This window comes from Caballeronia sp. LZ001 (assembly GCF_031450875.1).
In the GTDB taxonomy this organism is placed as follows: domain Bacteria; phylum Pseudomonadota; class Gammaproteobacteria; order Burkholderiales; family Burkholderiaceae; genus Caballeronia.
Window position 1 is genome coordinate 949,894 of sequence record NZ_JARTVX010000003.1, and the last position, 20,818, is coordinate 970,711.

Genomic DNA, 20,818 nt, shown 5'->3' on the forward strand with positions numbered 1-20,818 from the left:
CATTGCACTGCATCATGCTCAGTACGCAACCAGCTATGTGCGCGCTCCCATTCAAGGTAAAGTGGAACCGTCGGAGTGTCAAGCAGCGGTCTTCCCTGATCGACCCTCCGCCCGAAACACAGATCACCAACGAAACGAAACGAAGCACCATGAAAACAAGCGCCACCGCGTCCGAACCCACCTTGCCCCGGCCCACCATGGAAGACGTCGCCCGCGAGGCGAAGGTCGGGCGCATGACCGTTTCGCGCGCGTTGAATCAGCCCGAGCTCGTATCGCCCGAATCGCTGGCGGCGGTGCAGGCCGCCATCGAAAGACTCGGCTACGTGCAGAACCTGAATGCAGGAAGCCTGGCGTCGAACCGGTCGAAGATCATTGGCGCGGTCATTCCGACTATCGAGAACGCGTTCTTTTCGGACACCATCAGCGGGCTGTCGCAAGCGCTGGCCGACAAGGGCTATCAGTTGCTGCTCGGTCAATGCCGTTACGATGCAGCCGAGGAAATGCGGCTCATCGATGCCTTCGTCGGGCGACGTGTCGACGGCATCATGCTCATACGCACATCGACGCCGGCGGAAGTGGACAAGCGCATTCGCCGTTGCGGCGTTCCGGTGATCGAGGCATGGGACACGTCCAACGATCAGATCGACATGCGTATCGGTTTCTCGCATCGCGATGCCGGTGCGGCGGTGGCGCGCTATCTCGCAAGCAAGGGACGACGCAATCTCGGTTTTCTCGGCAGCATGGATGTCCGTTCGACCGGCCGCTTGCAAGGCTTTCGGGCGGGCGCGAAACAGTCGGGGCTTCACAAGATCGAGGCCATCACGCTCGACCGGCCAATGGGCATCAACGACGCGCCCGAGATCTTCGACAGGCTGCTCGAACGCCGCCCGGACCTCGACGCCGTGTTCTGTTCCAGCGACATGCTCGCCGCGGGCGTGCTGTTCGAGTGTCAGCGGCGCGGCATATGCGTGCCGGAAGACGTCGCCATCATGGGCTTCGTGGACTTGCCCATCGCGGCGGCGACGCATCCGGGCATCACGACGATCCGCGTTCCATCGCTTGAAATCGGCAAACTGGCGGGCGACATGCTGCTCGATTATCTCGAAGGCAAGCGCCCCGCGAATCCGCGTATCGACCTGGGCTTTACCATTGTCGAGCGAGGCAGCGCATGAAGCGGGACATGACGGGCATGCAGCACTATCGCACTGCCTGATCGACCTCGGCTTCGAGCTTGCCGATGCGCGCCATATCCGCATCCGACTTCATCGACGGCGGACCGGCAAAGGTCTTGCGCACCCCGAAGCCGTACCAGATGACGAGCAACGCGATCACGAATCCAACGAGCACGGACAGCACTTTTTCGTTCGGCGGCTGAATGCCGACATACGCGAGCACGCACGCGCCGACCGTCGCCAGCAACGCGAGCGGCTTGGACCAGAGGCCGAGCTGGAACGGTCCCTTCTCGGTCCAGCCATGGCCTTCGGCGAACATGCCGAGCGCAATCGGCATCGCGTAGGAAATGTACAGGAAGACCGCGCTGCCGGCGCTGAGCACGGAGAAGGCATCGCCATACAGCGTGATGAGAATGGCGAGTATGGCGCAAGTCCAGATCGCCGCGCCCGGCGTGCGATGCTTCGGGCTCACGTGACGCAAAAACTTCGAGCCGGGCAGCCCGCCATCGCGCGCGAACGCGTACATCATGCGCGAGGTGGACATGATGGCCGCAAGCCCGCAGACATAGTTGATGAAGAACATCGCGAGTTCGAGACACACGCGCAACGTCGTCGGAATCGGCGCGAGAATGGCTTCGAAGAAACCGGTGCCCTGTTTCATGCCCGCCGTGAGATCCGGCATGACGAGCACGAAGGTGCAGACCATGACGTAGCCAAAGACCGCCGACCAGAACACCGAGCCGATGATCCCTTTCGGCACGTTGCGCGCGGCATCGTGCGTTTCCTCGGACGTGTGCGCGGAAGCGTCGAAGCCGGTGATGGTGTACGTCACGAGCAGCAAGCCCGCGAGAAACGCGAGCGGCGTCGATTGCTTCGGCCACGCGCCGCCATCGACGCCCGTGAAGTTGGTGAACGTGACGAGCCGATGCAGATCGAGCGGCACGGACGAGTAATAGAGCAGCGCCACGACCAGAACGATGGTGACGACGAAGATGAGATAGCCCGAGAGATCGGTGATCTTGCTGGCGATCTTGATCCCGCGTGCATTGAGCAGCGCCTGCGACAACGTGATGATCGCGAGGAACGCGGTCTGGTGCCACCACGTCAGGCTTTCGGGCGCAACGCCGAACATCGGCGCGATCAGCGTCTTGAAGAACGGATCGTAGGTGCCGAAGTTGATCGCGCTGATGACGAAGATCAGACCAATCAGGTTGAGCCATGCCGTGAGCCATCCCAACTGCTTGCCGCCGAGGATCGAGCCCCAGTGATACAGCCCGCCCGCTGTGGGAAACGCGGACGCGATCTGCGCCATCGACACTGCGACGATCAACGCGAACAACGCGCCAAGCGGCCACCCGAGCCCGACGGACGCGCCGCCCGTCGCCGAAAGCGCCAGCTGGAATGCGGTGATGCCACCCGACAAGATGCAGATGATCGAGAACGAGACCGCGAAGTTCGAGAAGCCGTTCATGCGCCGCGACAACTCTTGCGCATAACCCATCTTGTGCAACAGGCTCACGTCGCTGTCGCTGCTTGCTTCAGACTGGTGCTTTGCGTTCATATTTACTCCGTCACGAATGCCTGCCGGGAAGGAACCAGAATTCGACGTCCGTATTGCCTGTCACGCTGACGCGCGACGCGCAACAGGCACGGTAAGTAGCCAAATTTCGAAGCGCTACCGGATTCTTTACACGGCGGAGAAGCCGTTATCCACGAAGAGATGCGTTCCGTTGACGAAGCTTGCTTCGTCGGATGCCAGAAAGAGCGCCGCAGCAGCGACTTCGGACGGCTCGCACAGCCTGCCCTGCTGAAGCGCGATGGCGGCCTCAGTGGCATCGACACCCATTGCCTGCAGGTCGCGAAGCTCGCGCATGCCGTGCGGCGTGCGAATGAATCCAGGCGCCACGGCGTTGCAGCGAATGCCCCGATCGCGGTATTCGACGGCTATCGCGCGGGCGAACATGTGGCATGCGCCCTTGGTGGCGTCGTAGAGCACTTCGCCGGGCGTGGCGTAGACCGCCGAGATCGACGAGGTGCACACAATGCTGCCCTTGCCCTTTTCGAGCATCTGCGGCAGGACCGCCTGCGTCATGAGGAACATGCTTTTGACGTTCACGCCCATCAGCCAGTCCCATTCCGATTCCTCTATTTCGAGGAACGGTTTGACGATCAGCGTGCCGGCGTGATTGAAGAGGATGTCCGCGTTGCCATATTGCTCTTTCGCGGCTGCGACGGCTTTCCGGACATTGGCTTGACGCGAGACGTCCGCACCCAGACCTAGCGCTTCGAATCCCGCTTCGTTGAGCCGGGAGGCGAGCGCAATGGCGGCATCCACGTCCCGGTCGATGATGGCGACCTTCGCGCCCTGTTGCGCGAACAGTTCCGATGCCGCCGCGCCGCATCCACCCGCGCCGCCGCTGATGATCGCCACCTTGCCGGCGAGGCGGCCGTCGTTTCTGGAAACCATATCGTTGTCCTCGGTAACGTTGACCTGCGTCCGACAGAGGGTCGCTCCGTGCATCGACGTTACTGCGCCAAAATGCGATCTACTACTGGTTTTCGGCGTAGCGGGCTTTGGGCGAGGCCGCGTAACGAGGAACGACAACGCCGGAACCGGCCTGCGCCCGGCGCTTCATCGATGTCCCTAGGTAAGCATCGGCGTCAGGTCGGGATCGCCCTTCTTCATCGCTCGCCGATACGCCGGGCGTTCGCCGATTCGCTGCAGATAAGCCCGTATGTTGGGATACGGCGAAAGGTCCAGCGGCTGAAAAATACGCATGGTAGTCAACGAAAATACGCTCATGATGTCGGCGGCCGTAAAGTCGCTGCCCGCAAGATAGTCCGCCTGTCCCAGCCGATCTTCGATGAGCGCCAGCACTTTATCGAGCCGTCCCTGCACGGCGGTTTGCACCGGATGATCCACCGGCAAACCGGCGCGGCCGATCATCATCGAGCGTCCCATGACCGGCTGCAGGTTGCCGTTCGCGAAGTGAAACCAGTAGAGATAGGACGCGAAGTCGGGATGATCCGGCGCGTGCTGCAATCTGCCGTCGCCATGGCGCGCGAGAATGAACTCGACGATAGCCGCGGACTCGGCGAGCAACATGCCATCGACTTCGATGAGCGGCGCCGCGCCCAGCGGATGCAACGCGACGAGTTCGGGCGGTGACAGCATGGTGCGTGCATCGCGCGTGTACTTGACGAGCTCATATGGAACATCGAGCTCCTCGCACAGCCAGACGATACGCTCGGATTGCGAGTGCCCGAGGTGATGGATTTTCAGCATGAGTGAGTTTCCTTGAGTACGAGTGAAGTCGAAGCGCGATGAACCTGGCGTGCAGCGCAAGCAGCGAGCCTGGCGCCCGCCGTCCGAAAGGCATCAAGCCTACCGAATTTCGAACGACTTTCTTGAACCTTCATATTTCTGCCAAAAATTGCCTTTACATTTCCGTCAGAAATTAGGCGCCTGCTTACGAACATGGAATGTTCGGCCGGAAATTCCATCCAGTTTCTCACTCGTTCTTTTTCTGATGACGACAACCATGCCCCACCTGACTGCGCTCGGCAGACCGTCGCTGGCAAGCGCGCTGATTTGCATCGCGCTTACGCTCGCCGCTTGCGGAGGAGACGACAAGTCGGCAACGCCCGCCTCGACCAACGCGTCGTCCTGCAAGATCAGCCACTGCGCGCCGGCTCCCTGAGTCGCATTCTCACATCAAAAACTCATCAATGGCATGACATTCAGTCCATCTAAACGAAGCTTCATCAAGACGTCGCTTGGCACCGCCGCTTCCGCCGCCGTGCTTTCGACGTTCCCGCCTGCTATTCGGCGCGCGCTCGCCATCGACGCGAACAATGTCACGGGCACGATCAGGGACGTTCAGCACGTCGTGTTGCTGATGCTGGAAAACCGTTCGTTCGACAGCTATTTCGGCACTTTCAAGGGCGTGCGCGGTTATGGCGACCGCTTTGCCATTCCCTCGCCGAACGGCGCAAACGTCTTCTATCAGAACTACACGAGTTCCGGCTCGACGAGCACGCTGATTCCCTATCATCTCGACGAGTCGAAAGGCAACGCACTGCGCGCGGGCAGCACACCGCATACGTGGTCCGACTCGCAGGCCGCATGGGACAACGGCCGCATGGCCGCATGGCCGACCGCGAAGAAGCCCTTGTCGATGGGCTATTACGAAACGGTCGAAGTGCCCTTTCATCGCGCGCTCGCGGACGCCTTCACGCTGTGCGATTCGTATCACTGCGGCATGCACACCGGCACGATTGCAAACCGTCTCTTCTACTGGACCGGCACGAACGGTCCCAACGGTTTGAGTCCGTCGACCAACGCGCCGGTCAAGGTGGCCGCATTGAACAACGAGTTCAATGGCGGCAATGACATCGGCTCGTCGTCCACCGGCTGGACCTGGACGACCTATGCCGACCGTCTGCAAAACGCGGGCGTGAGCTGGAAGGTGTATCAAAGTCTCATCGACAATTTCGGCTGCAACGAGATGATGAGCTTTCGCCACTGGCGCACCGCAATCGAGCAGATGCCCGCCGCACGGCGACCGGTGTACGTGGCGAACACGGACATCACGCAACCCGTGACGGCGGCGGGCGCGTTCTACGACCCATCGATCGACGACGCCCTGAGTCCGCTCGCGAAAGGCTTCGGCAACACCATGCCACAAGGCTTTCTCGAAACGTTTCGCGACGACATCCAGAAGGGCACGCTGCCTGCCGTATCGTGGATCATCCCGCCGTCCGTATATAGCGAGCATCCCGGTCCGTCGAGTCCCACGCAAGGCGGCTGGTACGTGCAGGAAGTGCTCGATGCGCTGACCGCGAACCCGGATGTGTGGAGCAAGACCGTGCTGCTCGTCAATTACGACGAGAACGATGGCTTCTTCGATCACCTTCCGCCGCCGAGCGCGCCGTCGCACGCAAGCGATGGCACGCTCGCGGGTGCGAGCACCTTGTCCGACACCGACATGGCGGTGGAATATCACAACTTCGCGCCGGCAACGAGCAATCAGCCGAAGACCGACGGACGACCTTACGGCCCCGGCCCGCGCGTGCCGATGTGGGTGATCTCGCCGTGGAGCCGTGGCGGCTTCGTGAACTCGCAGGTCTTCGATCACACCTCGACGCTCATGTTCCTCGAAAAGCGCTTCGGCGTGACCGAACCGCAGATCAGCAGCTATCGGCGTGCGATTTGCGGCGACCTGACCTCGTGCTTCAACTTCGTCAATCCGAACGATGCCGCGCTGCCGACGCTCTCCGGGCGCACGACGAAGGACTCGGCCGATGCGCTCGCCAAGTCGCAGGCGGCGGCATCCGCGATTCAGGCGCAGTCCGTGACGGCGAGTTCGCCGTTGCCCGCGCAGGCTACCGGTACACGTCCGTCGCGCGCCTTGCCTTACGAGCTGCACACGACCGCGCATGTGAACGCCAACGCAAGCACGGTCGCGCTCGAATTCGCGAATGGCAGCACGAACAACGCGGGCGCGGTGTTTCATGTGTACGACAGAAACCATCTCGAACTCGTGCCGCGCCGCTTCGTCGTCGAGGCGGGCAAGTCGCTGACGGGAACGTGGACCGTGCCTGCCAGCGATGCAGGACGATACGACCTGTGGGTGCTTGGACCCAATGGTTACCACCGCGAGTTTGCGGGCAATCTGAAGGAAGTGAGCGCATCCGCGAATGCCGAGATTCAGGTTTGCTATCAGCCGTGCGATACGTCGCTCGTCAGCGTGAAGCTCTACAACCGCGGCAATCAGTCGTGCACGTTCACGACGGCAGCGCTGGCCTATCTCACGAATGGTCCGTGGGTCACGACGGTGGCTGCGAACTCGGTCGTCGAAGTGACCTGGCCAATTGCCGATAGCGGCAACTGGTACGACTTCATGGTCACGTGCAACGGTCTGAACGCGTTCAAGCGACGCTTCGCGGGACGTGTGGAGAATGGCAAGGACCTCGTTTCCGATCCGGCCATGGGAATGGCTTCTTAACGTGCATGAGCGGGTCCGTGTCGTCTCGACGATGACGCGGACCGCTTACGCTCTTTATGCCGATGCCGGAAAAGCCGGCCCGCGCCGCAAGCGAATGGGCCCATGACTCATTGCATCGGGGTCCAGCGTCACGTCCCCTTGTGTGATCAGCACTTTGCCTTCACGCGCCATTTGCGCGGCTACGTCCCTGACCAAAGGCATCAGCGCGCGCCATCCATCTTCGTCGCTCACTAGATTGCGTGCCACATCCGACGGACAGATGGAAGAAGTCGCGGCACGTCCGCCAAGCAAATCCAGCGCGCAATTTTCGATGTCCCGCGTAGATACGCTCATCACGCAACCGGGCGCGCAGGCGCCGGCTTGCCCGCTTCCGCCGCGATCCGGCATAGCTCATCGAACGCGGGTCCACGCGACGGAATCTCGACATGGAACACTTCGGCCATCACGCGCGTCCAGCCGTAGATGAAGTAAGTCCACCCGTCTTCTATCTGCAATTGCTTTTGAAGCGCCTGCGCACGCGCCTGTTCGAGAAAGACCAGATCGCCGCGATAATTCAGCTCCCAAACCACGGCGCGTTGCGGGAACACGGCTGCGTCGCTGAGCGGCGAACCTGGCGCGTCCTTGCCAAGTCCCGTCGCATTGATCACCAACGCGCCCGAAGACAATCGCGCGAGCACCGCGTCATTGTCCTTTGCGTCCTGCACGAGCACGTACTCGCATGCAACGCCAGCGCCGACCTCTCGATGAATCCGCTCGATCTCCTCGAGCCGCGCCGCCGAACGGTCCGATACGATCACCTTCGACGGCCGATTCGCGCCACGGCCTGGTTGCATCAGATGCCATGTCATCGCAATGGTCGAGCCGCCCGCGCCCATCGAGAACGCTTCCGCGCCCGTCGTTGCGAAATGCTGTTCGGGCAGGAAGCCATCGAGCGCGAAGCCGGAAGTGATCGGGTCCTTGGCGTGACAGACGAACTTGCCATCGCGCTTGGAGAGGCAACTCGTTTCGCTCATCATGAGCGCGTGAGGATCGATCTCATCGAAGAGATCGCGGCACGCAGCGTACAAATCGATCTTGTGCGTGGTGACGAGCGCGCCAACCGACAAGGGATCGTCGCGCAAGAACTCGACGGCTTCGCGATACGCATTCGCCGGCGAATGCGGCTCGAAGTCGATGCCCTTCATCTCGACATTACCGAGCCCGAGATGTCTTGCCCATGCGGGAAACACGCGCATGATCGAACTTTGCGCGGTCGTCACGCCGATGAAGTAAAACGTCGGCCGTTGCGCGGCTTGGTAACTCATCGCGCCGCTCCTTCGGCACGCGCGCCGCGCGCGATCAGCGCTTCCACGTCGGCTTGCGAACGCTCGCGATACGCAGGATTCGCTTCGCTGCGCCAGCCGCCCTGACCGTCATCTACGATACGCAAGCGCATGCCGCCCGCTTGTTCGATGATTGCGTAGTCCTGCCCCGAATCCGCCGGATAGCAGAACAGCATCACGAAGTCTTCCGCGCCCGTGTTGACGGAACGATGAATCCAGCGCGGCGGCACGTAGCACACGGTATGCGCGTGTATTTCGACGATGCGTGTCTCTCCGTCCGGCGACTCCATCGACATGAGCCCGTCGCCCTTGAGACCGAAATACAACTCCGGCCGGTCGATGTTCGCGTGAATATGCCCGCGCGTCATGAAGTATTCGCGGCCGACCTTCCCTGGCGACATGCGCGTGACGCCGGTGATGAGGTCGCCCGGCTGATCGCTTGGGCGATGATCGGTCACGTCGTACACGACATCCTTGCCGCGAGCGGAAGCTAGCGCGTCGAAGGCGGCTGCATCGGCGTACAAGCCGGCGAGATCGTCGAGGCGCTTCTGGTATCGCGTGCCCGTGCCTTCCATCAGCCCGGTATTCAGGTTCACATCGAATGAGCGCGGTTCAGGCCATTGCATGAGCCATCTCCAAGGAAGGTTGGAAAAGCGGAAGGGTCAATGCTAACTTAAGTGGCGTCATGCGTGACCGTGACGCATGACGCCGTCACGCAATCGACTTCGGCATGCGCGGATTGCGCTGCAACGAAGGCGAGCGCTCGGTTATACGCGGCCCGGCGTGCGCCTCGGCAACATCACCGACTGCGAATTGTCTTCGATAAGCGACCGGCGTGAGGTCCTTCATCGCCTTGAATTGCCGGTTGAAGTTGGCGACATTCGGAAACCCGGAGCGCGCCGCGACGACGGACACCGGCGCGGACGTATGCGCGAGCATGCGGCAGGCATGTCCAATTCTGACCCGCGCGATGTATCGTCCCACGCTCTCGCCCATGTGCTGCTCGAAGTAGCGCGCAAGCGAACGTTCCGACACGTTGGCCGCCTCGCAAAGCTCGGAAAGGCGCAGCGGTTCGGCAAAGCGCGAGTCGATCATCGAGAGTACGCGGTTGATGCGTTCCGGTTCGTGACCCGAAGGACCCTCCGTACGCTCACTGAACGCAGCAGGCGATGCAAGCGGTCGACCAGGCGCTTCCGCCAGCGAGCAAAGCACGTTCAGCGCGGCGCCCAGGCGTTCGCGGGGCGCGTTGCAAAGCAGCTTGTCGAGTTGCGTGCGCATCGCGGCGCCGACTTCCTCACCGAACGCCAGTCCGCACGCGGTTCGGCGCAAGAGGTCGCGCAAGGGTGTGTATTCGGGGCAGACATCCGCGAGCCGCCGCGCCCATTCACCACTGAACCAGATCACGATGGCGACCTGAGGCACGCTCGAATCGATCGAACGGTTCGACGCCCACGTATGCGGGAGATTCGGTGGCACGAGCACCAGATCCGCGTCGGAATAACCCTCGATCGAATCGCCGATATAACGCTTGCCGTGGCTGTTGAGCGTGAGCGTCAACTCGTATTCGGGATGATGGTGCCATTCGAAAGGAATGCGCGGCAGACGCCGGTGGTAAACCCTCACCGAACATTCATCACCGAATTCGACGTGTTCGTATGCGGGTTTCATGGCAGAAGACGCGAAGAAGTTGTCCGGATGGTATCACTTCTGCAGGCGTCATCGGCCTATTCTGCCGGTATGGCAAAACCCATACGGAGACAACCATGGCACTTGAAATCGACGATTTGCCGGCAACCATCCGGCAAGCCAAACGAGCGCTTCGCGAGCGGCTGCCGAACTATCGCGAAGTCTTCGCCGAAGTGGAAGAAGCAATCCACGCCGAGGCCGGCGAGATTGCCGAGCGACGTAATCGCGGCGAGAACGTCATCCCTGAAATCCAGTTCTCCGAGATCGCGCAGCAGCGCGTGAGCGCGGAGCAGATCGCGCTCATCAAGTCGCGTGGTGCGTGCGTGATCCGCAATGTGTTCGAAGCATCGCTCGTCGAACAATGGGACCGCGATATCGCGGAGTATGTCGAGCGCAACGACCTCGATACGCGACTGCAGAACCGCGCCGAGGACAAATACTTCGGCCAGCTCGCCTCGAGCAAGCCGCAGATTTACGGCGTGTACTGGTCGAAGCCGCAGGTGCTGGCACGGCAGGCGCCTTCCTTGACTGCGGCGCGTGTGTTCCTCAACCGCTTGTGGCGCGTCGAGAGCGAAGGCCGCGTTCATTTCGATCCCGAGCGCGTGCCGGTGTATGCCGACCGCATGCGCCGACGTCCGCCCGGCTCCGAGTCGTTGGGTCTGTCCGCGCATTGCGACGGCGGCTCGGTCGAACGGTGGATCGAAGCAAATTTCCGCAAGGTGTACCGGCATGTGTTCGACGGCAACTGGCGTCAATATGACCCATTCGACGCCGCGTTCCGGCCGGATGTCGAGGAGATCGCGTCGCCCGCGGTGTGCTCCATGTTCCGCACGTTTCAAGGATGGACCGCGCTCACGCCGCAAGGTCCGGGCGACGGCACGTTGCAGCTCGTGCCGATTGCGAACTCGATGGCGTATATCCTGTTGCGCGCCCTTCAGGACGATGTCGCCGACGACGACCTGTGCGGCGCCATGCCCGGCCGCGCGCTTTCCATCAAGCCCGAATTTCATGCACTGCTTTTCGAAGCGTTGTCTTCGATCCCGCACATGCGGGCGGGCGACACCGTCTTCTGGCACAGCGACGTGATCCACGCTGTGGAAGACGCGCATCGCGGCGCGGGCTACAGCAACGTGATGTATATCGCTTCGGCGCCTGCGTGCGCCAAGAACGACGAATATCTCAAACGCCAGTTGCCCGCTTTCCTCGAAGGCAGAAGCCCGCCCGACTTTCCCGCCGATCACTTCGAGGTCGACTTCGTCGGACGCGCCACGATGGAAGACCTGACGCCGCTCGGCAAAGCGCAACTCGGGTTCGATCTTTAAAGCTCATGAGTCGTCGATAAAACGGGCGCACGCCATCGCAACCAGGACCGAATAAAAGCCTTCAAATCCGCTTCCACTGCCCGTACTTCGCCACCTGCGATTCATCGAAGGAGAAGCCGAGGCCGGGCGCGTCGTGCAGCTTGACGCGCCCGTTCTCATGCGACAACTGGCGGTCCACCAGACGGCGGAAGTTGAGCACCTGATCGTCCCAGAAATATTCGACGTAGCGCGCGTTCGGCGTGGCAGCAACGAGCGGCGCGTGCAGGTCGTGGAACCAGTGCGGACACATCACGACGCCATGACTTGCCGCCGTCGCCGCGATCTTGCGCCATTCGGTAATGCCGCCGCACACGGCCGCATCCGATTGCAGAATCGCGGCCGCGCCCTGGTCGAGCAATTCCTTGTGATACCAGCGGCCATAGCCGATCTCGCCCGTCGCCACCGGAATGCGCGTGGCCTTCGCAAGCCTCGCGTGATTGTCGACATCGTCTGGCGAAAAGGGCTCTTCGATGAAGTACGGATCGTATTGCTCGATGCGGCGCACATGCTGCAAGGCCTGCGTGAGATCGGTCCAGCCGTTGTTCATGTCGATCATCAGTTCGACGTCGGGCCCGACGGCTTCGCGTGCCGCCTTCACGCGCCGCTCCTCTTCCTGCGGCGACAAACGCCCGCCTTTCATCTTCACCGCCCGAAAACCCATCTCCACGTAGCCGGCCATTTCCTCGCCGAGCTTTTCAGGTGTCTTGCCGTCGAGATAGTAGCCACCGCTCGCATAGGCCGGCACGCTTTCGAGCTCGTTCGCGCCGAGATACTTGTGCAAGGCCACGCCATGCGTGCGCGCGTTGAGATCCCACAGCGCGACATCGAGAATGGACAGCGCACGCATCACGGTGCCCGCGCGTCCTTGCAATAGCGCTTCGTTATACATCGTCTGCCAGAGTCCTTCCACAGCGTACGAGTCGCGGCCGATCAGCACCGGCGCGAGCAACTGCTCCACCGCCACGGTCAGCAATTCGCCCGCCGCGCTGCCGATATAGCAAAAGCCAATGCCTTCGACGCCATCGGTCGAGCGCACCTTGACGAGGCCGTAATGACGCGTGGACACCGTGCGCGTCGAAAAGGACGTGACGCGATCGAGCGGCACCGCGGCCGCGCATACGGCGATGGATTCGATGATAGGCATGGCTGTCTCCCTGTATTGTCGTCAAGAACCGCAACATTGAGTCTGATGACATGCGCGCCGCAGAAGAAGTATCCTTTGGCTTCTTCAAACCCAAAATTTTTTATCGATGGACTCGCGCTATCTGCAGAGCTTCGTGTTCGTCGTCGAACTGGGTTCGATCGCGGAAGCCGCGCGCAGGCTCGATCTGACGCCCGCCGCCGTCGCGCAACGCGTCAAGATGCTCGAAGCCGAACTCGGCGCCACGCTCGTGCGTCGCTCGGGCCGCACGGTGGGCGCGACGGAAGCCGGCGAGCGCATTCTCGCGCGGGCGCGAGCGGTGCTGCACGACATTCGCGACTTGCGTTCGGACATCGAGGACACGGATCAATTAGGCGGTCAACTGCGTCTTGGCGGCATGGCGACGATGATGGGCAGCCTCATTCCCGACGCGCTCGCGGTGCTGCTCGGTCATCATCCGCAGATGGACTTCTATCTGGAGCCGGGCACGTCGCTCGATCTTTATCGCAAGGTGACGGCAGGCGATCTCGATGCCGCCGTGATCGCGCAACCGCTTTTCAATCTCCCGAAAAGCTGCGACTGGCATACGTTTCGCACGGAGCCGCTCGTGCTTCTGACGCCCGCCGCGATGAACGTCAACGACGTCCACGCGACCTTGCTTTCAGAACCCTTCATTCGCTACGACCGTAACGTGGTCGGCGGCCAACTCGCGGATGCGTATTTACGGCAGCAAGGTATCAAGCCGAATCAGCGCTGCGAACTCGATGGCCTCGCGGCCATCGCCACGCTGGTCGATCGCGGGCTGGGCGTCTCGCTCGTGCCGGACTGGGCGCCGCACGAGTATCCGGGCATTTCCGTGCGCAAGTGGGCGCTCCCCAACGCGGCGCCCAAGCGTCTCGTCGGCTTGTTATGGGGACGTTCATGCGCGCGCATCCGGCTCGTGCAGGCGTTTCTCGGCGCGGCGGACTCTATCGAACGGACGCGGCACGGGTCGGGCAAACCGAAGCAATAGTCACGTCCGGAAGCAAGAAGTTCTATGGTTTGAAGCAAGCGCGAGCGTGTCGCGGCAACGCAAGCCAGCCGCGATAATGAGGACACACCTACAGGAGACGCCAGCAACATGAGCGACACATTCAAGAAAAAGTCCGGCGCTGAACAAGACCCGCAACCCGGCGGCCTGCGCAAATCGCTGACGAGCTATGGCGACAGCGGCTTCTCGCTCTTTCTGCGCAAGGCTTTCATCAAGGGCGCGGGCTATACGGACAGCGCGCTCGACCGGCCGGTGATCGGCATCGTCAACACGGGCAGCGCGTATAACCCGTGTCATGGCAACGCGCCGCAGTTGATCGAGGCCGTCAAGCGCGGCGTCATGCTCGCGGGTGGCCTGCCAATGGACTTCCCGACCATCTCCATTGCCGAATCGTTCTCGCAGCCCACCAGCATGTATCTGCGCAACCTCATGTCGATCGACACCGAGGAGATGATTCGCGCGCAGCCCATGGACGCCGTCGTGCTGATCGGCGGATGCGACAAGACCGTGCCCGCGCAACTGATGGGCGCGGCATCGGCGAATATCCCGGCGATCCAGCTCATCACCGGTTCCATGCTGACGGGCGCGCATCGCGGCGAGCGCGTGGGCGCATGCACCGATTGCCGGCGCTATTGGGGACGTTTTCGCGCGGAGGAGATCGACGAGACGGAAATCGCGGCGGTCAACAACCAGCTCGTCGCGAGCGTGGGCACGTGTTCGGTGATGGGCACGGCAAGCACCATGGCGTGTATTGCCGAGGCGCTCGGCATGACCGTTCCGGGCGGCGCCGCGCCGCCCGCGGTGACATCGGACCGCATGCGCGTCGCCGAAATGACCGGCACGCAAGCCGTGCAGATGGCGAAGGACGACCTCACCATCGACAAGATCCTCACCGCCGATGCCTTCGAGAACGCCATGCGCGTGCTGCTGGCTATCGGCGGTTCGACCAATGGCATCGTGCATCTGACCGCCATTGCCGGACGCATGGGCTACGACGTCGATCTGAAAGCGCTCGACCGCATGGGCCGCGAGACGCCCGTGCTGCTCGATCTGAAGCCGTCCGGCTCGCATTACATGGAGGATTTTCATAAGGCGGGCGGCATGGCCACGCTGCTGCGCGAACTCAAGCCGCTTCTCAATCTGAACGCGCTGACCGTCACGGGCCGCACGCTCGGCGAGGAGATCGAAGCGGCGGGTCCGGCCTTCGTGCAGGATGTCGTGCGCTCGTTCGACAAGCCGATCTATCCGCAAGGCGGTATTGCCGTCCTCGAAGGCAATCTCGCGCCGGGCGGCGCGATCATCAAGCAGTCGGCGGCGAACGCCGAACTCATGGAGCACGAGGGCCGCGCGGTGGTGTTCGAGAACGGCGCGGACTTGGCCACGCGCATCGATTCCGCCGATCTCGACGTCAACGCCGATGACATTCTGGTGCTCAAGAACATCGGTCCGAAGGGCGCGCCCGGCATGCCGGAAGCCGGGTACATTCCGATCCCGCGCAAGCTCGCGACGGCGGGCGTCAAGGACATGGTGCGCATCTCCGATGGCCGCATGAGCGGCACCGCATTTGGCACGATCGTGCTGCACGTGACGCCCGAATCGGCGATCGGCGGGCCGCTCGCACACGTGCAGACGGGCGACCGCATTCGCCTGTCCGTGTCGAAGCGCGAGATCAGCCTGCTGATCAGCGACGAGGAACTCGCTGCGCGTGCGGCCCGACATCCCGTGACGATACCGACAGCGGAGCGTGGATACCGCAAGCTGTTTCTCGATACGGTGACGCAAGCGGATAAAGGCGTCGACTTCGATTTCTTGCGCGCGACGGAGAAGCGCGGCACGACGCCAAGAAGCTAGACGCGTCATGCTGAAGCACGCCAGGGCCGCTTGCGAGCGGCCTTTTTTGCGTTCACGGGAAACGTCCGCATAAGACACAAGAAATTTTTGTCTTTGAAGCAAGCGCACCCTTGTTCTTCGATATCCAACCCACGGCGATACTGGCGCGACCCTCGAACGACACCGGAGACGCTTGCCATGACTACATCAAAGACCTTTCAGGGCGCGCTGTCGCCCGTTCTCACGCCATTCGACGATAACGGCGCGCCATCGGCCGAGCGTCTGATTCGCCACTGCCGCGCGTTGCTCGACGACGATGTCGGGCTGGCCGTGTTCGGCACGAATTCCGAGGCCAACTCCATGTCCGTCGCGGAGAAGCGCGGACTGCTCGATGCGCTCATCGGCGCAGGCCTGCCCGCTGCACGCATGATGCCTGGCACCGGCGCGTGTGCGTTGCCGGACACCATCGAACTCACACGCCATGCGGTAGCGAACGGCTGTGGCGGCGTGCTGATGCTGCCGCCGTTCTACTACAAGGGCGTGAGCGACGAAGGTCTGTTCCGCGCATACGCCACCGTGATAGACGCTGTCGCCGATGCGCGTCTGAAGATTTATCTCTATCACATTCCTCCGGTCGCGCAGGTGCCGTTGAGCCTTGCACTCATCGAACGCTTGCTGAAGGCGTATCCGGGCACCATTGCGGGCATCAAGGACAGCTCGGGCGACTGGAACAACACGTCGGCCGTGATCGATGCTTTCGCGTCCACGGGCTTCGAAGTCTTCGCGGGCAGCGAGACGTTCCTGTTGCGCACGTTGCAAGCGGGCGGCGCGGGTTGCATCACCGCGACGGGCAACGTGAATGCGGCGGCCATCGGCAAGCTCGCGCGCGAATGGCGCGCCGTCGATGCGCCCGCACAGCAACGCCGCCTAGACGAAACGCGCGCGGTGTTCCAGCGCTTCCCGATGATTGCCGCGATGAAAGCGGCCATTGCATGGCAATCCGGCGATGAAGGCTGGGCGAATTTGCGCCCGCCGCTCGTCGAACTCGATGGCACGCAACGCGTGCAGCTTGAAAACGCGCTGGACGCCATCGGCTTTTCCATTCCGCATGCCGATCAGCTCGGCGTTCGCGAACCCGCGCACTGAACCGCCGTACAACCATACGAATAAAAACGGAGACAAATCTTGTACGACAGCCCTTCACTTCCCGCCTCGATAGCAACCGACGACGCCGATTCCATCTTTCGCCGCGTTGCGCTGCGCTTCATGCCGCTCTTGTTCGTCGGCTACGTGGTCGCTTATCTGGATCGCGTCAACGTCGGCTTCGCCAAGCTGCAGATGCTGAACTCGTTGCATCTGAGCGAAGCCGTGTACGGCCTCGGTGCGGGGTTGTTCTTCGTTGGTTACTTCTTTTTCGAGGTACCGAGCAACCTTCTGCTGCATCGCATCGGCGCGCGGCGCTGGATCGCGCGGATCATGATTACCTGGGCCGCGTTATCGATGGCCACTGCCTGGGTCTCCACGCCCATGCAGTTCTACGCCGTGCGGTTTCTGCTCGGTGTCGCGGAAGCGGGCTTCTTTCCGGGCATGGTGCTGTATCTGACGTACTGGTTCCCGTCGCATCGGCGCGGCAAGATGATTGCGCTCCTGATGGCGGGCAATCCGGTGTCGGGGCTTATCGGCGGACCGGCGTCCGGCTGGATCATGCATTCGATGAGCGGCGTGGGTGGCTTCGAAGGTTGGCAGTGGCTCTTCATCATCGAAGCGGTGCCGTCCATCGTACTCGGCTTCGTGATCCTGAAGCATCTCGATGACCGCGTCGCCGACGCCACCTGGCTCTCCGAACCCGAAAAGCGCGTGATCCTCGATGAAATCGCCGCCGATACCGCCACGCAAACGCACGGCTCGGTGCGCGCGGTGTTCACGTCGGCGCGCGTGTATTTAATGTGTCTGATCCTCTTCGGCATTGTCATGGGTTCGTACGCAATCGGCTTCTGGCAGCCGACCATCCTGCGTTCGACGGGTATAGAAGACGCGTTCATCATCGGCCTTCTGACGATGATTCCCTACTCCGTCGCCCTCATCGCGATGATCCTCACCGGCAAGCACGCCGACCGCACACGCGAGCGGCGCTGGCACGTCGCGCTGCCCGCGCTCATTGCCGGAGCGGGCTTCGTGCTGTGCGCGCTCTTCGGCGCGTCATCGGCGATCTCGGTGGCCGGCCTCACGCTCGCGACTGCGGGCGTCATCACCGCGCTGCCGATGTTCTGGGCGCTGCCCACGGCGTTTCTCGGCGGCACGGGCGCGGCGGCGGGCATCGCGCTCATCAACTGCACGGGCAATCTTGCCGGATTCGTAAGCCCGGCCGTGATCGGCTGGCTCAAATCGATCACGCATTCGCTTTCGTCGGGACTGTTCGTGGTTGCGGCTTCGCTTGCGTTGTCCGCGTTGCTGATCTTCGTCTTCGTGCCGGCGAAGCTCGTCAACAAGTAAGGATTGACGATGACCGCCAACGACACGAATGTGCCACCCGTTTTGCGGATAGGCGAGTTTCCTGCCATTGCCGAGGCCTTGCTGAAAGAGCGCCTCGCTCTACACACGCTCGCCGAGATCGGCGCTGACGACGCGCTCCGCGCGCGCATCGGCGTTATCGTCACACGGTCCAACTACGACATCGACATCGCGCTCATAGAACGATTACCCGCGCTGCGCATCATTGCGACGAGCGGCGTCGGCTTCGACCGCATTCCGGTCGAGTTTGCGCGCGAACGCGGCATCGTCGTGACCAACACGCCCGATCTGCTCAACGCGGCCGTCGCCGAACTGACGATAGGACTCGTGCTCGCGATGCTAAGGCAACTGCCGCGAGCCGACCGCTTCGTACGCGAAGGCGCGTGGTCGAACGGCGTACTGCCGCTCGGCTCGAACCTGGCGGGCAAGCGCGTCGGGATCGTCGGCATGGGGCGCGTCGGCAAAGAGATCGCGCGAAGACTCGCGCCGTTCCGTGTCGAGATCGCGTACTTCGGGCGCGCGCGTCAGGCGTTGCCGTTCGAATGGTTCGAGACGCCCGTTCAGCTTGCGCGCTGGTCGGACATTCTGATCGCGAGTTGTCCGGGCGGCAGCGCGACGCGTCATCTGATCGATGCTACCGTGCTCGACGCGCTTGGGTCCAAGGGCATGCTCGTGAACATTGCGCGCGGTTCCGTCGTGGATGAAGCGGCGCTGGTCGCAGCGCTGGAACGCCAGGCGCTCGCGGGCGCCGCGCTCGATGTCTTCGAGCACGAACCGCTCAACGATTCGCCTTTGCGACAGTTGGACAATGTCGTGCTGAGCCCGCATATCGGCAGCGCGACGCATGAGACGCGGCTTGCAATGGCCAAACTCACCGCCGACAACGTCGTCTCGTTCTTCACGACAGGACGGGCATTGACGCCTGTCCATATCGAATGATTAGAACTGATACAGCGTGGCGGGCGTATCGACGAGAATGCGCTTGCGCGTCGCTTCATCCGGCACGACGTTGGCGAAAAGGTCCGCGAGCAAGGCATCATCGGGAATGCGATTCAACGGCTGCTCCGTCGGATGCGGCCAGTCGCTTCCCCACAGCACGCGCTCCGGCGCGACCTGAGCAAAGCCCGCCGCGAGCGCGACGCTATCCGCATACGAAGGCGGCCCGACCTGCGTCTCGTTGTAGAAGCCGATCAGCTTCACGTACGCCTTCCCGCTCGTCAGCAACTCGGAGACCATCTGAAAAGAAGCCTGATGCACCGCATCGGGTTCCGGCACGTGCGCAAGATGATCGAATACGACCGGACACGGCAAGTCGTACCACGTGCTTCGCGCCTGCATCAAAAACGCAGCGGGTGCGTTCACCTGCACATGCCACCCCATTGGCGCAATACGAGCCGCAAGCGGCTTCACCATATCGAGCGTGGTCGTTCCCGGTGGCGCGAGATTGAAGCGGATACCGCGTACGCCAGCGCGATTCAAGGCTTCGAGTTCCGTCTGAGTCACGCTCGTATTGACGACCGCAATGCCGCGTGCGCGTCCGTTGAAACGCGCGATGGATTCGACGAGCAGACGGTTATCGACGCCATAACTCGACGGCTGGATGATGACATTGCGCGTCGTGCCGATGCGCTTTTGCAGTTGCCGATAATCGTCGACGGTTGCATCGCCGGGCTTGAGCGTCGCTTCGGGCGCCCACGGATAGCGATGATCGTAGATGTGATGATGGCAGTCGGTCGCATCGGGCGGCATCGCGAGCTTCGTGCGCTCGGTGCCGGTGGACCATTTGACTTGCTGCGCGTCACTCTGTACTCGCGTTTCTGCGCAACCGCTCAATGCCAAACCACCCGCTGATGCAACGAGCGCACTCAGCGCCTTCAGCGTCTCGCGACGCTTTCCATTCCACTTCGACAAGGCTGTCTCCTGTTTTATTCGAATGTGCCTGCACGTATTAATCGATGCGCTGTGTGTCTCCCTCGAACTCGCGAAGACAACCGAAGCCGCCATGAAACAGCGCCTCGGTCGCGTCTTCCGCTTCGCTCGATGAGGAGATTTCCAGCGCATGCGTCTGCGCATCGTCCTGCGGTCGATAGCCGAGCGCACGCGCATTCGCATTGCTCCAGCGATTGCGCGCATTGTCGGACACGCCATAAACGATGACGAAGTGATAGTCCGGCGCATCGATAGCGCGACGCGTCAGTTGCACCATGTCGCGATGACTGATCCACGAATAAAGGTGGCGCGGCTCGGTCGGCTTGTCGTCGGGACGAAACGAACCGATGCGCAAACACGCCACCGACATGCCGTACTTGTCGGCATACAAACGCCCGAGCGCTTCGCCGAACGCCTTCGACACACCATAGCGGCTGTCGGGGCGAACCGTGACCGTGTCGTCGATCATCCTGTCGCGCCGATGAAAGCCCACCGCATGATTCGAACTCGCGAACACCACGCGTTTCACGCCCGCCTCGCGCGCCGCCTCGAAGACGTTGTAGCAGCCATCGATGTTCATGTCGCGAATCTTCTGCCACGTGTCCTCGTCGGGAATGCCCGCGAGATGCACGACCACATCGACGCCCTCCATGATCTCGCGCAAGCGCTCGGGACGCGTGATGTCGGCAGTGACGATTTCCTCATGCTCGCCCGCGCTCGCTTGCGGCGCGATGTCGGCAAGGCGTAGCGCGTAACGGCCCGCGAATCCGGCGCGTAGCACGCGGCCGATGAGTCCGGCCGCGCCCGTGATCAAAACCCGTTTCATGC

The 20,818-nt window shown here is 62.2% G+C and carries 19 protein-coding genes; 9 read left to right on the forward strand and 10 right to left on the reverse strand.

What is annotated here, in order from left to right; genetic code table 11:
* Window positions 1–149 precede the first annotated feature (149 nt).
* Complete coding sequence (locus tag P9292_RS08890) at window positions 150–1,172, forward strand: LacI family DNA-binding transcriptional regulator (RefSeq protein WP_309958611.1); 1,023 nt, start codon at window positions 150–152, stop codon at window positions 1,170–1,172.
* A 25-nt stretch (window positions 1,173–1,197) separates the two neighbouring features.
* On the opposite strand, the gene P9292_RS08895 is transcribed toward P9292_RS08890, so the two are convergent.
* The 3 genes from P9292_RS08895 to P9292_RS08905 all read right to left on the reverse strand — a co-directional run bounded on the left by P9292_RS08895 (window position 1,198) and on the right by P9292_RS08905 (window position 4,458).
* Window positions 1,198–2,733, reverse strand: a complete 1,536-nt coding sequence (locus tag P9292_RS08895; RefSeq protein WP_309958612.1) for an amino acid permease — start codon at window positions 2,731–2,733, stop codon at window positions 1,198–1,200.
* A gap of 126 nt (window positions 2,734–2,859) precedes the next feature.
* Window positions 2,860–3,639 carry an SDR family NAD(P)-dependent oxidoreductase gene (locus P9292_RS08900; protein WP_250511612.1) on the reverse strand — a complete coding sequence of 260 codons (780 nt, stop codon included), beginning with the start codon at window positions 3,637–3,639 and terminating at the stop codon, window positions 2,860–2,862.
* A gap of 177 nt (window positions 3,640–3,816) precedes the next feature.
* Entirely contained in the window at window positions 3,817–4,458 is a 642-nt protein-coding gene (locus P9292_RS08905; protein WP_250469697.1) for a glutathione S-transferase family protein, read from the reverse strand.
* 256 nt (window positions 4,459–4,714) lie between these two features.
* Between P9292_RS08905 and P9292_RS08910 the strand changes: the two genes are divergently transcribed.
* The gene (locus P9292_RS08910; protein WP_244830596.1) at window positions 4,715–4,873 is read left to right on the forward strand and encodes a hypothetical protein; all 159 of its coding nucleotides are present in this window, start codon (window positions 4,715–4,717) and stop codon (window positions 4,871–4,873) included.
* Between the two features lie 33 nt (window positions 4,874–4,906).
* Complete coding sequence (locus P9292_RS08915) at window positions 4,907–7,180, forward strand: phosphocholine-specific phospholipase C (protein ID WP_309958613.1); 2,274 nt, start codon at window positions 4,907–4,909, stop codon at window positions 7,178–7,180.
* A gap of 54 nt (window positions 7,181–7,234) precedes the next feature.
* Here P9292_RS08915 and P9292_RS08920 read toward each other — a convergent pair whose 3' ends face one another.
* The 4 genes from P9292_RS08920 to P9292_RS08935 all read right to left on the reverse strand — a co-directional run bounded on the left by P9292_RS08920 (window position 7,235) and on the right by P9292_RS08935 (window position 10,170).
* Complete coding sequence (locus P9292_RS08920; RefSeq protein ID WP_250511611.1) at window positions 7,235–7,513, reverse strand: DUF3253 domain-containing protein; 279 nt, start codon at window positions 7,511–7,513, stop codon at window positions 7,235–7,237.
* The gene (locus tag P9292_RS08925; RefSeq protein ID WP_309958614.1) at window positions 7,513–8,484 is read right to left on the reverse strand and encodes a shikimate dehydrogenase; all 972 of its coding nucleotides are present in this window, start codon (window positions 8,482–8,484) and stop codon (window positions 7,513–7,515) included. The genes P9292_RS08920 and P9292_RS08925 overlap by 1 nt, the downstream gene beginning before the upstream one ends.
* Window positions 8,481–9,128 (reverse strand): glucose-6-phosphate isomerase, encoded by a 648-nt coding sequence (locus tag P9292_RS08930; RefSeq protein ID WP_309845698.1) that lies wholly within the window; start codon window positions 9,126–9,128, stop codon window positions 8,481–8,483. Before P9292_RS08930 ends, P9292_RS08925 begins: the two co-directional genes overlap by 4 nt.
* 85 nt (window positions 9,129–9,213) lie before the next feature.
* Complete coding sequence (locus P9292_RS08935; protein ID WP_309958615.1) at window positions 9,214–10,170, reverse strand: AraC family transcriptional regulator; 957 nt, start codon at window positions 10,168–10,170, stop codon at window positions 9,214–9,216.
* Window positions 10,171–10,265: 95 nt separating this feature from the next.
* On the opposite strand from P9292_RS08935, the gene P9292_RS08940 reads away from it, so the two are divergent.
* On the forward strand, window positions 10,266–11,510 hold the full coding sequence (locus P9292_RS08940) for a DUF1479 domain-containing protein (RefSeq protein ID WP_309958616.1): 1,245 nt from the start codon (window positions 10,266–10,268) through the stop codon (window positions 11,508–11,510).
* A 61-nt stretch (window positions 11,511–11,571) separates the two neighbouring features.
* On the opposite strand, the gene P9292_RS08945 is transcribed toward P9292_RS08940, so the two are convergent.
* Complete coding sequence (locus P9292_RS08945; protein WP_244830614.1) at window positions 11,572–12,693, reverse strand: mandelate racemase/muconate lactonizing enzyme family protein; 1,122 nt, start codon at window positions 12,691–12,693, stop codon at window positions 11,572–11,574.
* 106 nt (window positions 12,694–12,799) lie between these two features.
* On the opposite strand from P9292_RS08945, the gene P9292_RS08950 reads away from it, so the two are divergent.
* From P9292_RS08950 to P9292_RS08970, 5 genes are all read left to right on the forward strand, one after another.
* Window positions 12,800–13,702, forward strand: coding sequence for a LysR substrate-binding domain-containing protein (locus tag P9292_RS08950; RefSeq protein WP_244830616.1), 903 nt, complete (start codon window positions 12,800–12,802; stop codon window positions 13,700–13,702).
* Between the two features lie 108 nt (window positions 13,703–13,810).
* Window positions 13,811–15,571: an IlvD/Edd family dehydratase gene (locus tag P9292_RS08955; protein WP_309958617.1), complete on the forward strand. Its 1,761-nt coding sequence runs from the start codon at window positions 13,811–13,813 to the stop codon at window positions 15,569–15,571.
* Window positions 15,572–15,748: 177 nt separating this feature from the next.
* Window positions 15,749–16,696 carry a dihydrodipicolinate synthase family protein gene (locus P9292_RS08960; RefSeq protein ID WP_250469469.1) on the forward strand — a complete coding sequence of 316 codons (948 nt, stop codon included), beginning with the start codon at window positions 15,749–15,751 and terminating at the stop codon, window positions 16,694–16,696.
* A gap of 39 nt (window positions 16,697–16,735) precedes the next feature.
* A complete protein-coding gene (locus tag P9292_RS08965) occupies window positions 16,736–18,043 on the forward strand; it encodes an MFS transporter (RefSeq protein WP_309845682.1) in 1,308 nt (435 codons plus the stop codon).
* Between the two features lie 9 nt (window positions 18,044–18,052).
* On the forward strand, window positions 18,053–19,000 hold the full coding sequence (locus P9292_RS08970; protein ID WP_309958618.1) for a 2-hydroxyacid dehydrogenase: 948 nt from the start codon (window positions 18,053–18,055) through the stop codon (window positions 18,998–19,000).
* On the opposite strand, the gene P9292_RS08975 is transcribed toward P9292_RS08970, so the two are convergent.
* Both P9292_RS08975 and P9292_RS08980 read right to left on the reverse strand, forming a co-directional pair.
* Entirely contained in the window at window positions 19,001–19,972 is a 972-nt protein-coding gene (locus P9292_RS08975; protein ID WP_309958619.1) for an amidohydrolase family protein, read from the reverse strand. It abuts the gene before it with no gap.
* A gap of 37 nt (window positions 19,973–20,009) precedes the next feature.
* On the reverse strand, window positions 20,010–20,816 hold the full coding sequence (locus tag P9292_RS08980; protein WP_309845674.1) for an NAD(P)-dependent oxidoreductase: 807 nt from the start codon (window positions 20,814–20,816) through the stop codon (window positions 20,010–20,012).
* Window positions 20,817–20,818: the final 2 nt, after the last annotated feature.

Coding starts and splice junctions, on each gene's coding strand:
- P9292_RS08895 (WP_309958612.1), bottom strand. CDS start 2,733: ATGAACGCAAAGCACCAGTCTGAAGCAAGCAGCGACAGCGACGTGAGC.
- P9292_RS08940 (WP_309958616.1), top strand. CDS start 10,266: ATGGCACTTGAAATCGACGATTTGCCGGCAACCATCCGGCAAGCCAAA.
- P9292_RS08955 (WP_309958617.1), top strand. CDS start 13,811: ATGAGCGACACATTCAAGAAAAAGTCCGGCGCTGAACAAGACCCGCAA.
- P9292_RS08920 (WP_250511611.1), bottom strand. CDS start 7,513: ATGAGCGTATCTACGCGGGACATCGAAAATTGCGCGCTGGATTTGCTT.
- P9292_RS08930 (WP_309845698.1), bottom strand. CDS start 9,128: ATGCAATGGCCTGAACCGCGCTCATTCGATGTGAACCTGAATACCGGG.
- P9292_RS08960 (WP_250469469.1), top strand. CDS start 15,749: ATGACTACATCAAAGACCTTTCAGGGCGCGCTGTCGCCCGTTCTCACG.
- P9292_RS08910 (WP_244830596.1), top strand. CDS start 4,715: ATGCCCCACCTGACTGCGCTCGGCAGACCGTCGCTGGCAAGCGCGCTG.
- P9292_RS08900 (WP_250511612.1), bottom strand. CDS start 3,639: ATGGTTTCCAGAAACGACGGCCGCCTCGCCGGCAAGGTGGCGATCATC.
- P9292_RS08890 (WP_309958611.1), top strand. CDS start 150: ATGAAAACAAGCGCCACCGCGTCCGAACCCACCTTGCCCCGGCCCACC.
- P9292_RS08935 (WP_309958615.1), bottom strand. CDS start 10,170: ATGAAACCCGCATACGAACACGTCGAATTCGGTGATGAATGTTCGGTG.
- P9292_RS08945 (WP_244830614.1), bottom strand. CDS start 12,693: ATGCCTATCATCGAATCCATCGCCGTATGCGCGGCCGCGGTGCCGCTC.
- P9292_RS08970 (WP_309958618.1), top strand. CDS start 18,053: ATGACCGCCAACGACACGAATGTGCCACCCGTTTTGCGGATAGGCGAG.
- P9292_RS08980 (WP_309845674.1), bottom strand. CDS start 20,816: ATGAAACGGGTTTTGATCACGGGCGCGGCCGGACTCATCGGCCGCGTG.
- P9292_RS08905 (WP_250469697.1), bottom strand. CDS start 4,458: ATGCTGAAAATCCATCACCTCGGGCACTCGCAATCCGAGCGTATCGTC.
- P9292_RS08950 (WP_244830616.1), top strand. CDS start 12,800: ATGGACTCGCGCTATCTGCAGAGCTTCGTGTTCGTCGTCGAACTGGGT.
- P9292_RS08915 (WP_309958613.1), top strand. CDS start 4,907: ATGACATTCAGTCCATCTAAACGAAGCTTCATCAAGACGTCGCTTGGC.
- P9292_RS08925 (WP_309958614.1), bottom strand. CDS start 8,484: ATGAGTTACCAAGCCGCGCAACGGCCGACGTTTTACTTCATCGGCGTG.